General features: G+C 68.7%; 13 protein-coding genes. 11 read left to right on the top strand and 2 right to left on the bottom strand.

Annotation, left to right across the window (positions count from 1 at the left end):
- Positions 1 to 6 precede the first annotated feature (6 nt).
- A complete protein-coding gene (locus tag ACM0M4_RS16480; protein ID WP_003124732.1) occupies positions 7 to 684 on the top strand; it encodes a response regulator transcription factor in 678 nt (225 codons plus the stop codon).
- 25 nt (positions 685 to 709) lie between these two features.
- On the opposite strand, the gene ACM0M4_RS16475 is transcribed toward ACM0M4_RS16480, so the two are convergent.
- Positions 710 to 1,357, bottom strand: a complete 648-nt coding sequence (locus tag ACM0M4_RS16475; protein WP_003088520.1) for a pentapeptide repeat-containing protein — start codon at positions 1,355 to 1,357, stop codon at positions 710 to 712.
- A gap of 53 nt (positions 1,358 to 1,410) precedes the next feature.
- Positions 1,411 to 3,282 carry a quinoprotein ethanol dehydrogenase gene (gene exaA, locus ACM0M4_RS16470; RefSeq protein WP_023087554.1) on the bottom strand — a complete coding sequence of 624 codons (1,872 nt, stop codon included), beginning with the start codon at positions 3,280 to 3,282 and terminating at the stop codon, positions 1,411 to 1,413.
- 312 nt (positions 3,283 to 3,594) lie between these two features.
- Here exaA and pedF point away from each other — a divergent pair, with 312 nt between their 5' ends.
- The 10 genes from pedF (at position 3,595) to ACM0M4_RS16420 (ending at position 13,947) form a co-directional block, all read left to right on the top strand.
- Complete coding sequence (gene pedF / locus ACM0M4_RS16465) at positions 3,595 to 4,032, top strand: cytochrome c-550 PedF (RefSeq protein ID WP_003107652.1); 438 nt, start codon at positions 3,595 to 3,597, stop codon at positions 4,030 to 4,032.
- 86 nt (positions 4,033 to 4,118) lie between these two features.
- The gene (gene exaC, locus ACM0M4_RS16460) at positions 4,119 to 5,639 is read left to right on the top strand and encodes an acetaldehyde dehydrogenase ExaC (RefSeq protein WP_003117412.1); all 1,521 of its coding nucleotides are present in this window, start codon (positions 4,119 to 4,121) and stop codon (positions 5,637 to 5,639) included.
- Between the two features lie 357 nt (positions 5,640 to 5,996).
- On the top strand, positions 5,997 to 6,068 hold the full coding sequence (pqqA, locus tag ACM0M4_RS16455) for a pyrroloquinoline quinone precursor peptide PqqA (protein ID WP_003106462.1): 72 nt from the start codon (positions 5,997 to 5,999) through the stop codon (positions 6,066 to 6,068).
- Positions 6,069 to 6,120: 52 nt separating this feature from the next.
- On the top strand, positions 6,121 to 7,035 hold the full coding sequence (gene pqqB, locus ACM0M4_RS16450) for a pyrroloquinoline quinone biosynthesis protein PqqB (protein WP_003106464.1): 915 nt from the start codon (positions 6,121 to 6,123) through the stop codon (positions 7,033 to 7,035).
- 9 nt (positions 7,036 to 7,044) lie between these two features.
- On the top strand, positions 7,045 to 7,797 hold the full coding sequence (gene pqqC / locus ACM0M4_RS16445; protein WP_003111679.1) for a pyrroloquinoline-quinone synthase PqqC: 753 nt from the start codon (positions 7,045 to 7,047) through the stop codon (positions 7,795 to 7,797).
- Entirely contained in the window at positions 7,794 to 8,072 is a 279-nt protein-coding gene (pqqD, locus tag ACM0M4_RS16440) for a pyrroloquinoline quinone biosynthesis peptide chaperone PqqD (protein WP_003088542.1), read from the top strand. The genes pqqC and pqqD overlap by 4 nt, the downstream gene beginning before the upstream one ends.
- A complete protein-coding gene (pqqE, locus tag ACM0M4_RS16435; RefSeq protein ID WP_003119136.1) occupies positions 8,044 to 9,189 on the top strand; it encodes a pyrroloquinoline quinone biosynthesis protein PqqE in 1,146 nt (381 codons plus the stop codon). The genes pqqD and pqqE overlap by 29 nt, the downstream gene beginning before the upstream one ends.
- Positions 9,190 to 9,193: 4 nt before the next feature.
- Positions 9,194 to 11,020 carry an alpha/beta hydrolase family protein gene (locus ACM0M4_RS16430; protein ID WP_016561816.1) on the top strand — a complete coding sequence of 609 codons (1,827 nt, stop codon included), beginning with the start codon at positions 9,194 to 9,196 and terminating at the stop codon, positions 11,018 to 11,020.
- Between the two features lie 85 nt (positions 11,021 to 11,105).
- Positions 11,106 to 12,269 carry an alcohol dehydrogenase-like regulatory protein ErcA gene (gene ercA, locus ACM0M4_RS16425; RefSeq protein ID WP_003088548.1) on the top strand — a complete coding sequence of 388 codons (1,164 nt, stop codon included), beginning with the start codon at positions 11,106 to 11,108 and terminating at the stop codon, positions 12,267 to 12,269.
- Complete coding sequence (locus tag ACM0M4_RS16420) at positions 12,253 to 13,947, top strand: hybrid sensor histidine kinase/response regulator (RefSeq protein WP_221345403.1); 1,695 nt, start codon at positions 12,253 to 12,255, stop codon at positions 13,945 to 13,947. The genes ercA and ACM0M4_RS16420 overlap by 17 nt, the downstream gene beginning before the upstream one ends.
- Positions 13,948 to 13,971 lie beyond the last annotated feature (24 nt).

Raw genomic sequence — 13,971 nt, 5'->3', positions numbered from 1 at the left:
AGGACGATGAAGATCCTGCTGGTGGACGATCATTTCGTGGTCCGCGAAGGGCTGGCCGCGCTGTTGCGCGGGCTGCTCCCCGACGTGGAGGTGAACGAGGCCGGCGACGGCGAAGAAGCCTTGCAGGCGGTGCAGCGGGAAATTCCTTCGCTGGTAATCGTCGATCTCGGCCTGCCGGGCATCAGCGGCCTGGAACTGACTCGCCGGCTGCGCCAGCGCCTGCCGCAGTTGCGTGTGCTGTTCTTCAGCCTCCACGACGAACTGGCCCTGGTGCGCCAGGCGCTGGATGCCGGTGCCCGCGGCTACGTGACCAAGCGAGCGGCGCCGACGGTGCTGCTGGAGGCGATACGGCGAGTGCTCGCCGGCCAGCTCTATCTGGAGCAGCCCCTGGCCACGCGCCTGGCCTGCCAGTCGTGGGAAGAGCAGGGCGGGGCAGCGTTGCGCGGGCTGACCCGTCGCGAGTTCGAGATCTTCCGCCTGCTCGCACGTGGCCTGGCCCTGCGCGAGGTGGCCGAGCACCTGGGGGTAAGCGCCAAGACCGTGTCCAACCATGTCAGCCTGCTCAAGCAGAAGTTGCAGGTGAGTACCCAGGCGGAACTGGTGCACCGGGCCATCGACAGCGGCGTGCTGCGGCTGGGCCTGCCGCTGCCGCTCGCCGAGGAGGCTCGCGGCAGCCTCGGCTAGGGGGCCGTCGCTGCTGTCCGGCGCTTCACTGCCAGCCCGCGGGGCAATCCTTGCAACCCTGCATGTTGCTGCCCTGGAAGTTGCCGAAGCGCACCTTGCTGCCGCGCAGGTCGGCATCTTCCAGGTTGGCCTCGGCCAGCTTGACTTCCTGCAGGTTGGCGTCGCGCAGGTCGGCGCCCTTGAGATCGGCGCGGGACAGCCAGGTCATCTCCAGGTCGGCGGCGCGCAGCGTGGCCTGGTGCAGGCGGCCGCCGCTGAGACGGGCGAACTCCAGGTAGGCGGCGGTGAGGTCGGCGCCTTGCCACTGGGCGCCCTGGGCGAACAGGCCCCAGGCCTGGATCGCCACCGCCCTGGCGCCGGAGAGGTCGGCGCCGCGCAGGTTGGCTTGCTGCAGGCTGGCGCGGGTGAGGTCGGCACCACGCAGGTTGGCTTTTTCCAGGTTGGCCAGGTCGAGCCTGGCGTGACGCAGGTCGGCGCCGGAGAGATCGGCGCCGGCCAGGTCGATGCGGCCGAGGTCGAGGTTGCGCAGGTCGGCGCCGCGCAAGTCGGCCTTGGCGCAGCGCGCGCCGGGCTCCAGGCGGCAGCCGGCGATGACGCGGACGTCGTCGATGTCGTCGGCGGCCTGGGCCAGGCCGGCGCCGAGCAGGGCGGCGCAGAGGAGGAAGGTCTTCATCGGGATACTCCGCAGGCGGGGAAAGCCGCGCCTCGCAGGGCGCGGCGCGGGGATCAGCGGCTGGCGGTGCGGTTGTCCCAGCTGGGCAGCTTGAATACCCAGAAGGAACCGCCCTGGGCCACCGGCCGGGTCAGGTCGGCCATGTCGCCGCCCCACAGCGGCACGGCGCCGCCGTAGCCGACGGTCACGCCGAGGTACTGCTCGCCGTCCTGTTCCCAGGTGATCGGTGGCGAGACGATGCCGCTGCCGGTCTGGAATTTCCACAGCTCCTTGCCGCTCTTCGCGTCGAAGGCCTTGAAGTAGCCGTCGCCGGTGCCGGTGAACACCAGGTTGCCGGCGGTGGCCAGCACCCCGGCCCAGAGCGGCAGGTGTTCCTTGTGTTCCCAGACCACCTTGCCGCTGACCGGGTCCATGGCGCGCAGGCTGCCGACGTGGTCGTCGTACATGCGCTTGATCCGGAAGCCCATGCCAAGGTAGGCGCTGCCCTTCGTATAGCTGACCTCCTCGGTCCAGTAGTCTTCCTTCCAGTGGTTGGCCGGCACGTAGAACAGGCCGGTGTCCTGGCTGTAGGCCATCGGGTTCCAGTTCTTGCCGCCGAGGAACGGCGGCGATACTTCCACCGCCTTGCCATGCTTCTGCCCCGGTTCCGGCAGCGGCGGGCGCTGGCCCTCGCGCTCCACCGGGCGGCCGGTCTTCAGGTCGATGTGGCTGGCCCAGGTGATGTTGTCGACGAAGGGGAAGGCGTTCTGCAACTTGCCGTTGCTGCGGTCGACCACATAGAAGAAGCCGTTGCGGTCGGCGTGGGCGGTGGCCTTGACGATCTTGCCGTCCTTGGCCTTGTAGTCGAACAGCACCAGTTCGTTGTTGCCGGAGAAGTCCCAGGCGTCGTTGGGGGTGTGCTGGTAGAACCACTTCACCTCGCCGCTGCTCGGGTCCACCCCGACCTGGCCGGAGGTGTAGAGGCTGTCGTAGTCGTGCGGGTTGCCGCCCTTGGCGGTGCGCGCCCAGGTGTTCCACGGGCCGGGGTTGCCGGCGCCGACGATGATGGTGTTGGTCTCGGCGTCGAAGCTGGCGCTCTGCCAGGGAGCGCCGCCGCCGTGGCTCCACGACTCGACCTTGCCGGTCGGCGAGTTGCGATCGTCCGGCCAGGAGGGCGCCTTGACGTCGCCGGTCACCGTGCTGTCCTTGCCGTTCAGGCGGCCCATGTGGCCTTCGACGAAGGGACGCATCCAGATTTCCTCGCCGGTATCCGGATCGCGGGCGAACAGGCGGCCGACCACGCCGAACTCGTCGCCCGAACTGCCGTGGATCAGCAGGACCTTGCCGGTCTTGCCGTCCTTCACGATGGTCGGCGCGCCAGTCATGGTGTAGCCGGCGCCGTGATCGGCGAACTTCTTCTTCCACACCACCTTGCCGGTGTTCTTGTTCAGCGCCACCACCGAGGCGTCGAGGGTGCCGAAGAACACCTTGTCGCCATAGATCGCGGCGCCGCGGTTGACCACGTCGCAGCACGGGCGGATGTCGTCGGGCAGGCGGTGGTTGTAGGTCCACAGGCGCTTGCCGGTCTTCGCGTCGAGGGCGAACAGCCGCGAGTAGGATGCGGTCACGTAGATCACGCCGTCGCTGACGATGGCCTGGGACTCCTGGCCGCGCTGTTTCTCGTCGCCGAAGGAGTACGACCAGGCCGGGGTCAGCTTGAACACGTTGTCGGCGTTGACCTGCTTGAGCGGGCTCCAGCGCTGGGCGTGGGTGCCCATGCCGTACTGCAGCACGTCGCCGGTGGTCTTGTCGTCGTTGGCGATGTCCTCCCAGGTCACATCCTTGGCCAGCGCGGCGCCAGCGCTGCCCAGGGCGACGGCGAAGGCGAGGCAGTGCAGGCTCGGGTGCAGGAGGCCGGCAGGGGCGGGTGAGGTTCTTGTTGTCATGATCGGGTTCCCGTTTGGAGTGAGGGTCGAGAAACGGCAGGCCGCTGCTCGGGCCGCGGCGGCTTCATGGTGGAAGCGGGGCGCGCCGACGGGAACGGAAGATCGCCCGATTCGTCCGGGAAGACTTCCCGGACGGGGCATGACTTGGACTTGCTGCCAAAGCCCCGCGTAAGGCCTTCCGAGGCTCTACTCCGAAGGGAGTAGGCGAGGACGCCCAAAGCAGGATTCGGGCGCGCGGCGGAGCTTCCTAGGATGGCGATGAGCGCCGTTTGGCGCCCGTGCCTTGTCCTGTCTCCCCGGAGGAATGAAGTGATGAACAAGAACAACGCCTTGCGCGGCCTGCTGGTGCTGGCCGGTCTCAGCCTCTCGAGCCTGGCGCTGGCCCACGGCGATGTGACCCCCCAGGCAGTGGACACCAAGGGACTCGAGCCGCTGGGCAAGGAATGGCGCGACACCAACCCCTACCGCAAGCCCTACGCCAAGCACGACCTCGCCGTCGAGATCGGCGCCTCCGCCTACAACCAGAACTGCGCGCGCTGCCACGGCCTGGAAGCCAAGTCCGGCGGCATCGCCCCGGACCTGCGCCTGCTGGAGACCGGCGCCGAGGGCGACGAATGGTTCAAGGAGCGGGTCATCAACGGCGCGGTGCGCGATGGCGCGGTGTACATGCCGAAGATGGCCGACTTCATCAGCCAGGAAGGCCTCTGGGCGATCCGCAGCTATCTGGAAAGCGTGCACGTCGACGAGTGACGCGCCCGACCCTTCGCCGCCGACCGCGGCGCCCTTGCACGAGTCCGCCGCGCCACGGCGGAACGACCACACAGGAGAGCTTCGCCATGATCTACGCAGCGCCCGGAACCCCCGGTGCCGTCGTCACCTTCAAGCCTCGCTACGGCAACTACATCGGCGGCGAGTTCGTGCCTCCGGTCAAGGGCCAGTACTTCACCAACACCTCGCCGGTGAACGGCCAGCCGATCGCCGAGTTCCCCCGTTCCACCGCCGAGGACATCGACAAGGCCCTCGACGCCGCCCACGCCGCCGCCGACGCCTGGGGCCGCACCTCGGTGCAGGAGCGCTCGAACATCCTGCTGAAGATCGCCGACCGCATCGAGCAGAACCTGGAACTGCTCGCCGTCACCGAGACCTGGGACAACGGCAAGGCCGTGCGCGAGACCCTCAACGCCGACATCCCCCTGGCCGCCGACCACTTCCGCTACTTCGCCGGCTGCATCCGCGCCCAGGAAGGCTCCGCTGCCGAGATCAACGACAGCACCGTGGCCTACCACATCCATGAGCCGCTGGGCGTGGTCGGGCAGATCATCCCGTGGAACTTCCCGCTGCTGATGGCCGCCTGGAAGCTGGCCCCGGCGCTGGCCGCCGGCAACTGCGTGGTGCTCAAGCCGGCCGAGCAGACCCCGCTGGGCATCTGCGTGCTGCTGGAACTCATCGGCGACCTGCTGCCGCCGGGCGTGCTCAACGTCGTCCAGGGCTTCGGCAGGGAGGCCGGCGAGGCCCTGGCCACCAGCAAGCGCATCGCCAAGATCGCCTTCACCGGTTCCACCCCGGTCGGCTCGCACATCCTCAAGTGCGCGGCGGAGAACATCATTCCCTCCACCGTCGAGCTGGGCGGCAAGAGCCCGAACATCTATTTCGAAGACATCATGCAGGCCGAGCCGGCGTTCATCGAGAAGGCCGCCGAGGGCCTGGTGCTGGCCTTCTTCAACCAGGGCGAGGTGTGCACCTGCCCGTCCCGCGCGCTGGTCCAAGAGTCGATCTACCCGGCGTTCATGGAGGAGGTGCTGAAAAAGGTCAGGGCGATCAAGCGCGGCGACCCGCTGGACACCGAGACCATGGTCGGCGCCCAGGCTTCCCAGCAGCAGTACGAGAAGATCCTCTCCTACCTCGACATCGCCCAGCAGGAAGGCGCCGAGCTGCTCGCCGGCGGCAGCGTCGAGAAGCTCGAAGGCAACCTGGCCAGCGGCTACTACATCCAGCCGACCCTGCTCAAGGGGCACAACGGCATGCGCGTGTTCCAGGAGGAAATCTTCGGCCCGGTGGTCGGCGTCACCACCTTCAAGGACGAAGCCGAGGCCCTGGCCATCGCCAACGACACCGAGTACGGCCTCGGCGCCGGCCTCTGGACCCGCGACATCAACCGCGCCTACCGCATGGGCCGCGGGATCAAGGCCGGTCGCGTGTGGACCAACTGCTACCACCTGTACCCGGCCCACGCCGCGTTTGGCGGCTACAAGAAGTCCGGCGTCGGTCGCGAGACGCACAAGATGATGCTCGACCACTACCAGCAGACCAAGAACCTGCTGGTGAGCTACGACATCAACCCGCTGGGCTTCTTCTGAGCGGTCCTCAGCCGCCGCGGATCGCTCCGACCCGCGGCCTTTCCGCCAAGGCACCTGCGGGTGCGCTCGTCCCGCGTCCCGACGCGGCTTTCCCCATGGCGGGTTCTGGCGCGACGCGGCCCTGGCCGCGTCTTTTTTTTCGCCTCGCCGCCGCCCCGGCATGGACTAGGCTTCTGCCCTGCACCAGGGCGAACCAGGGGGGCGCAACGGCGATCTCCCGGCGAACCTTGGGCGGAACAGGCAGTCCCTACCAAATCAGGGGGAAAACTCCTTCGAAAGTCTCATTCGGAGCGAGCCCCGCTGATGTTTAACTCGACCTGCCGGAATCGCCCGGCCCCACCAGAGAGGATCGACCCCATGTGGACCAAGCCCAGCTTCACCGACCTGCGTCTCGGTTTCGAAGTGACCCTCTACTTCGCCAACCGCTGATCCGTTCGGCCCCGGTCTTCCGGGGCCTCCCTCCAGCCCGCGGGGCAGACCCATGCACATCCGTATTCTCGGTTCGGCCGCCGGCGGCGGCTTCCCCCAGTGGAACTGCAACTGCCGCAACTGTCGCGGGGTCCGCGACGGCAGCGTAGCGGCCCAGCCACGCACGCAATCCTCCATCGCCCTGTCCGACGACGGCGAGCGCTGGATCCTCTGCAACGCCTCGCCCGACATCCGTGCCCAGATCGCCGCCTTCCCGGCCCTCCAGCCGGCGCGTCGGCCGCGCGATACGGCGATCGGCGCGATCGTCCTGCTCGACAGCCAGATCGACCACACCACCGGCCTGCTCAGCCTGCGCGAAGGCTGCCCGCACGAAGTCTGGTGCACGCAGATGGTCCACCAGGACCTCAGCGAAGGCTTCCCGCTGTTCCCCATGCTTTCCCACTGGAACGGCGGCCTGCGCCACCGGCCGATCGCCCTCGATGGCGAGCCTTTCGCCATCCCGGCCTGTCCGCGCCTGCGCTTCACCGCGATCCCCCTGCGCAGTAGCGCGCCGCCGTATTCCCCGCATCGCGGCGACCCCCATCCGGGCGACAACATCGGCCTGTTCGTCGAGGACCTCGATAGCGCCGGTACGCTGTTCTATGCGCCGGGCCTCGGCGAGGTGGACGAGGCGCTGCTCGAATGGATGCGCCGCGCCGACTGCCTGCTGGTGGACGGTACGCTCTGGCGCGATGACGAGATGCTGGTCTGCGAGGTCGGCGACAAGCTCGGCCGGCAGATGGGGCACCTGGCGCAGAGCGGGCCGGGCGGCATGCTCGAGGTGCTGGCGAAGGTGCCGGCCGCGCGCAAGGTGCTCATCCACATCAACAACACCAATCCCATCCTCGACACCGCTTCGGCCGAACGCGCCGAACTGGATGCCAGTGGCATCGAAGTGGCCTGGGATGGCATGCACATCCAGCTGTAGGGGGCCAACATGAGCCGTGCCGCCATGGATCGCGCCGAATTCGAACGGGCGCTGCGCGACAAGGGACGCTACTACCATATCCACCATCCGTTCCATGTCGCGATGTACGAGGGCCGTGCCAGTCGCGAACAGATCCAGGGCTGGGTGGCGAACCGTTTCTACTACCAGGTCAACATCCCGCTGAAGGACGCGGCGATCCTGGCCAACTGTCCCGACCGCGAGGTCCGCCGCGAGTGGATCCAGCGCATCCTCGACCACGACGGCGCCCCCGGCGAGGCGGGCGGCATCGAGGCCTGGCTGCGCCTGGCGGAAGCGGTGGGCCTGGAGCGCGAGCAGGTGCTCTCCGAAGAGCGGGTGCTGCCCGGCGTGCGCTTCGCCGTCGACGCCTACGTCAACTTCGCCCGTCGCGCCAGTTGGCAGGAGGCGGCGAGCAGTTCGCTGACCGAACTCTTCGCCCCGCAGATCCACCAGTCGCGGCTGGACAGCTGGCCGCGCCACTATCCGTGGATCGAGGCGGCCGGCTACGAGTATTTCCGCAGTCGCCTGGCCCAGGCCCGGCGCGACGTCGAGCACGGCCTGCGGATCACCCTGGAGCACTATCGGACCCGCGAGGCACAGGAACGCATGCTGGATATCCTGCAATTCAAGCTGGACGTGTTGTGGAGCATGCTCGACGCGATGAGCATGGCCTACGAACTCGAACGCCCGCCGTACCACACGGTGACCCGCGAGCGGGTCTGGCATCGGGGGCTGGCATCATGAGCCTGCCGTCGCTCGACAGCGTGCCGATGCTGCGCCGGGGCTTCCGCTTCCAGTTCGAACCGGCCCAGGACTGCCATGTGCTGCTCTACCCCGAAGGCATGGTCAAGCTCAACGACAGCGCCGGGGAAATCCTCAAGCTGGTCGATGGCCGCCGCGACGTGGCGGCCATCGTCGCGGCGCTGCGCGAGCGTTTCCCCGAAGTCCCCGGCATAGACGAAGACATCCTGGCGTTCCTCGAGGTGGCCCATGCGCAATTCTGGATCGAGCTGCAGTGAAAGCGTGGGGCCGCCGCTCTGGCTGCTGGCCGAGCTGACCTATCGCTGTCCGTTGCAGTGCCCGTACTGCTCGAACCCGCTGGAATTCGCCCGCGAGGGCGCCGAGCTGAGTACCGCGGAATGGATCGAGGTGTTCCGCCAGGCCCGCGAGCTGGGCGCCGCACAGCTCGGTTTCTCCGGCGGCGAGCCGCTGCTGCGCCAGGACCTCGCCGAACTGATCGAGGCAGGGCGCGGCCTGGGCTTCTACACCAACCTGATCACCTCCGGCATCGGCCTCGACGAGGCACGCCTGGCGCGCTTCGCCGAGGCCGGGCTGGACCACGTGCAGATCAGCTTCCAGGCCGCCGACGAAGAAGTGAACAACCTGCTCGCCGGCTCACGCAAGGCCTTCGCCCAGAAACTGGCGATGGCCCGCGCGGTGAAGGCGCACGGCTATCCGATGGTGCTCAACTTCGTCACCCACCGGCACAACATCGACAACATCGAGCGGATCATCCAGCTGTGCATCGAGCTGGAAGCCGATTACGTCGAACTCGCCACTTGCCAGTTCTACGGCTGGGCCGCGCTGAACCGTGCCGGGCTGCTGCCGACCCGCGCCCAACTGGAGCGCGCCGAGCGGATCACCGCCGAATACCGCCAGCGGCTGGCCGCCGAAGGCAATCCGTGCAAGCTGATCTTCGTCACCCCCGACTACTACGAGGAACGGCCGAAGGCCTGCATGGGCGGCTGGGCCAGCGTATTCCTCGACATCACCCCCGACGGCACCGCGCTGCCGTGTCACAGCGCGCGGCAATTGCCGGTGCAGTTTCCCAACGTGCGCGAGCACAGCCTGCGCCACATCTGGTACGAATCGTTCGGCTTCAACCGTTACCGCGGCGACGCCTGGATGCCCGAACCCTGCCGTTCCTGCGAGGAGAAGGAGAGGGACCACGGCGGCTGCCGCTGCCAGGCGTTCCTCCTCACCGGCGATGCCGACGCCACCGACCCGGTCTGCGCCAAGTCGGCACGGCACGACCTGATCCTCGCGGCCCGTCGCCAGGCCGAGGAGGCGCCGCTTGGCCTGGACGCGCTGACCTGGCGCAACCAGCGCGCGTCACGCCTGATCTGCAAGGCCTGAGGCAATGGTCGACTACGGCGACTGGCCGAGCGACTGGAGCGCCGAGCGCGCGGTGGCCGCCGGGCGCGATTTCAGCGAGCTGAAGGCGGCCCATGGTGGGCTGGCCTGGGTGGAATTCGATCCGGCCAGCGCGCGCTCGCGCCTGTACCTGTGGCGCGACGGCGTGCTGGAGGAGCCCACCGCGCCGGACGGCTCGGTGCGCAGCCGGGTCTACGAGTACGGCGGCGGCGCCTGCTGCGTGACGCTCGACGGGCTGGCCTGGGTCGACGAAACCGACCAGCAGGTACGCCGCTGGCGAGCGGGCCGCGCAGCCCAAGTGCTGGGCGGCGGGGCGCAGTGTCGCTACGGCGACCTGGCCTACGTCGATGCCTGGGATGCCCTGCTGGCGGTGGAAGAGAGCCATGGGCCGACCGGGGTCGTGCATCGCATCGTGCGCCTGGACGCCGATGGCGCGCGCCGGGTGCTGGTCGAGGGTGCCGATTTCTACGCCGCGCCGCGTGCCGCCGGCCAGGGGCGGCGGCTGGCCTGGATCGAATGGGACCGTCCGCACCAGCCCTGGACCGAGACCCGCCTGGGCCTGGCGGAGAATGGGCGTACGCGCTGCCTGGCCGGAGCCGGAGGCGGCGAGTCGATCCAGCAACCACGCTTCGATCCCGCCGGCCGCCTTCACTGGCTGAGCGACCGCGACGGCTGGTGGCGTCCCTGCGCCGAGGTCGCGTTGGCCGGCCGCTTCGCCGATGCCGACCACGCTGGCGCGCCCTGGCAATTGGGCGCTTGCAGCTACCTGCCGCAGGGAGAGGGAAGGCTGCTGCTCAGTCGCGTCGAGGCCGGCGGCGGGCAACTGTTCCTGCGCGAAGCGGACGGCAGCGAGCGGCGCCTGGCCGCGGACTGGAACCGGTTCGCCGGACTGGCCGCGGATGCCCGGGCGTTCTACTGCATCGCGGCGGCGGCCGGGCGCCTGCCGGCGCTGCTGGCGATCCATCGCGACGAGCTGCGTGTCGAGGTGCTGCGTGGCGGCGAGCGACCGCTGGCGGAGGACGACCTGTCGCATCCGCAGGCCTTCGTCTATGGGCTGGGCAACGGCGAAAACGGCCACGGTTTCTTCTATCCGCCGCGCAATGCCCGCCGCTGCGTCGATCCCCGACGACCACCGCCGCTGCTGGTGTGGCTGCATGGCGGACCGACCTCGATGCATTCGCCGGCGTTCGATGCCGGCCTGCAGTTCTGGACCCAGCGCGGTTTCGCCGTGGCGGCGCTGAACTACCGGGGCAGCAGCGGCTACGGCCGCGCCTATCGGCAGCGCTTGCGCGGCCAGTGGGGGCGCCTGGAGTTGCGCGATATCGAGGCCGCGCTGGCGCAGCTGGACGCGGAGGGACGGATCGACCGCGCCCGGGTCTTCGTCCGTGGCGCCAGCGCCGGAGGCTACAGCGCGTTGCGCGCCCTGGCTTGCCTCGATGGCCTGCGCGGCGGCGCCAGTCTCTATGGGGTCAGCGATCCGTTGGCACTGGCGCGTTGCACCCACAAGTTCGAGGGTGACTACCTCGACTGGCTGATTGGCGACCCGCTGCGCCAGCGCCGTCGCTACCTGGTGCGCAGCCCGGTGCTTCAGGTCGGGCGTATCCGCGCGCCGGTAGTGTTCTTCCAGGGCGGGCTCGACGCGGTGGTGGTGCCGGAGCAGACCGAGGCGATGGTCGCCGGCCTGCGGCGCAGCGGCGTGCGCGTGGAGTGCCACCGCTATCCGCAGGAGCGCCACGGTTTCCGCCAGCCGGCCAATCGCGCCCATGCGCTGCTGGCGGAATGGCGCTTCTACCTGGGCCTGCTGGAGGATTGAAAGGGCCGCCAAGGTCGCATTGCAATAACCGACGAATGCAGTAGGCTGCCGGCAATGTCCGATAACAATAAGAATGGTCTGTCAGATGAGCCACGACCTCAGCCAACTGCGTAAATTCGTCTCGCCCGAGATCATCTTCGGCGCCGGCTGCCGGCACAGCGTCGCCAACTACGTGAAGACCTTCGGTGCGCGCAAGGTCCTGCTGGTCTCCGACCCCGGCGTGCTCGCCGCCGGCTGGGTCGCCGACATCCAGGCAAGCCTGGAGGGGCAGGGCATCGACTACTGCCTGTATACCGACGTTTCGCCCAACCCCCGGGTCGACGAGGTGATGCTCGGCGCCGAGTTCTATCGCAGCGAGGGCTGCAACGTGATCGTCGCGGTGGGCGGCGGCAGCCCGATGGATTGCGCCAAGGGCATCGGCATCGTCGCCGCCCATGGCCGCAGCATCCTCGAGTTCGAAGGCGTCGACCGGCTGCGGGTGCCGAGTCCGCCGCTGATCCTGATCCCGACCACCGCCGGGACTTCGGCGGACGTCTCGCAGTTCGTGATCATTTCCAACCAGGACGAGCGCATGAAGTTCTCCGTGGTGAGCAAGGCGGTTGTGCCTGACGTCTCGCTGATCGACCCGGAAACCACGTTGACCATGGATCCCTTCCTTTCGGCCTGTACCGGCATCGATGCACTGGTACACGCCATCGAGGCGTTCGTCTCCACCGGCCACGGGCCGCTGACCGATCCCCACGCGCTGGAAGCGATGCGCCTGATCGATGGCAATCTGGTACAGATGATCGCCAATCCCGGCGACATCGCCCTGCGCGAGAAGATCATGCTCGGGAGCATGCAGGCCGGGCTGGCCTTCTCCAACGCCATCCTCGGCGCGGTGCATGCCATGTCGCACAGCCTCGGCGGCTATCTCGACCTGCCCCACGGCCTGTGCAACGCGGCGCTGGTCGAACACGTGGTGGCGTTCAACTACAGCGCCGCGCCGGAACGCTTCAAGGTGATCGCCGAGACCTTCGGCATCGATTGCCGCGGTCTGACCCAGGGGCAGGTCCGCCAGCGCCTGGTGGACCACCTGATCGCCTTCAAGCACGCCGTGGGTTTCCACGAGAGCCTCGCCCTGCACGGGGTCGGCAGCTCCGACATTCCTTTCCTCTCGCGCCACGCGATGCAGGACCCGTGCATCCTTACCAACCCGCGCGAGTCGAGCCAGCGCGATGTCGAGGTGGTCTATGGCGAGGCCCTCTGAGCAGCAGCAGGAGGCCCTGGCCGGGTTACTCGGCCTGGGCAGCCACTCCGCGCGCAAGAGCCACTACCCGGAGCTGCTGGCGCGCCTGGAGGAGCTGGAGGCCGAGCGCAACCGCTACAAATGGCTGTTCGAGCACGCGGTGCACGGCATCTTCCAGGCCAGCCTCGGCCAGGGGCTGCGCGCCGCCAATCCGGCGCTGGCGCAGATGCTCGGCTACGACGATCCGCAACAGGTGCTCTGGTCGCTGGAGGACATGGCCGGGCAACTGTTCGTCGGCGGCGAGGCCGAGATGCGACGGATCCGCGCGCTGCTGCGCGAGCGCGGCGGCCTGTTCGGCTACGAGACGCGCCTCTGGCGCAGGGACGGCAGTCACATCGAGGTATTGATGAACCTGCTGCTCAGGCACGACGAGGAAGAATTGGTCGAAGGTTTCGTCGCCGACATCACCGAGCGGGTCCAGGCCCAGCAGCGCCTGCAGACCATGAACGAGGAGCTGGAGCGGCGGGTAGCCGAGCGCACCCACGAGCTGGAAGAGCTCAACCGCCAGTTGCGCCAGGCGCGCGACGCCGCCGAAGCCGCCAACCACAGCAAGGACAAGTACCTCGCCGCCGCCAGCCACGACCTGCTGCAACCGCTCAACGCGGCGCGGCTGCTGGTCGACACCCTGCGCGAACGGGGCCTGCCGGCCGCCGAACTGCAACTGGTGGAGCGCACCCACCTGGCCCTGGAAGGTGCCGAGACCTTGCTCACCGACCTGCTGGAAATCGCCCGGCTCGACCAGAGCGCGATCCGTCCGGACCTGGACGACTATTCCCTCGACGAACTGCTCGCTCCGCTGGCCTCGGAGTTCGAGGAAGTCGCGCGTGCCGCCGGCCTGGCCCTGCGTGCGCGGATCCCGCGACTGGCAGTGCGCACCGACGCGCGCCTGCTGTCGCGGATCCTGCGCAACTTGCTCAGCAACGCCTGCCGCTACACCGAGCGCGGCAGCGTGCTGCTGGGGGCGCGCCGGCGTGGCGGCAAGGTACGCCTGGAGGTGTGGGACACTGGCCGGGGCATCCCCGCCGACCAGTTGCAGGCGATCTTCCTCGAGTTCAACCAACTGGACGCCGGGCGCGCTTCCGAGCGCCGTGGCGTCGGACTCGGGCTGGCCATCGTCGACCGTATCGCCGGCATCCTCGGCTACCGCATCGAGGTGCATTCGACTCCAGGCCGAGGCTCGCTGTTCGCCATCGAGGTGCCGCTGGTCCGCAAGCCGGCGCGGCCAGCACCCGGCGAGGCGATTGCGCGGGTTTCGGCTGGTGATCCGCTGCCGGGACGGCTGCTGCTGGTGGTGGACAACGAGACCGAGATTCTCTTCAGCATGTCCGCGCTGCTCTGCCAGTGGGGCTGCGAGGTGCTTACCGCCACCGACTTGGAAGGCGCGCGCAAGGCGCTCGATGGCCGCGCGCCGGATGCGATCCTGGTCGACTACCACCTGGACCACGGCGCTACCGGTTGCCAGTTGCTGGGCGCCTTGCGCGAGGACTACGGCGCGGAGATCGCCGCGGTGATGATCACCGCCGACCGCAGCGACGATTGCCGCCGCGCGCTGGCCCGCCTGGGCGTGCCGATGCTCAACAAGCCGCTGAAGCCCGGCAAGCTGCGCGCGGCCCTGAGCGCCTTGCTCGGCGAGCTCTAGAACGCGTACCGCCGCCTGGGACGG

Source organism: Pseudomonas sp. 18-147, from assembly GCF_051048045.1.
In the GTDB taxonomy this organism is placed as follows: Bacteria; Pseudomonadota; Gammaproteobacteria; order Pseudomonadales; family Pseudomonadaceae; genus Pseudomonas; species Pseudomonas aeruginosa.
The sequence above is the reverse complement of the archived record's forward strand: the minus strand, read 5'-3'. Positions and strand labels throughout refer to the sequence as shown.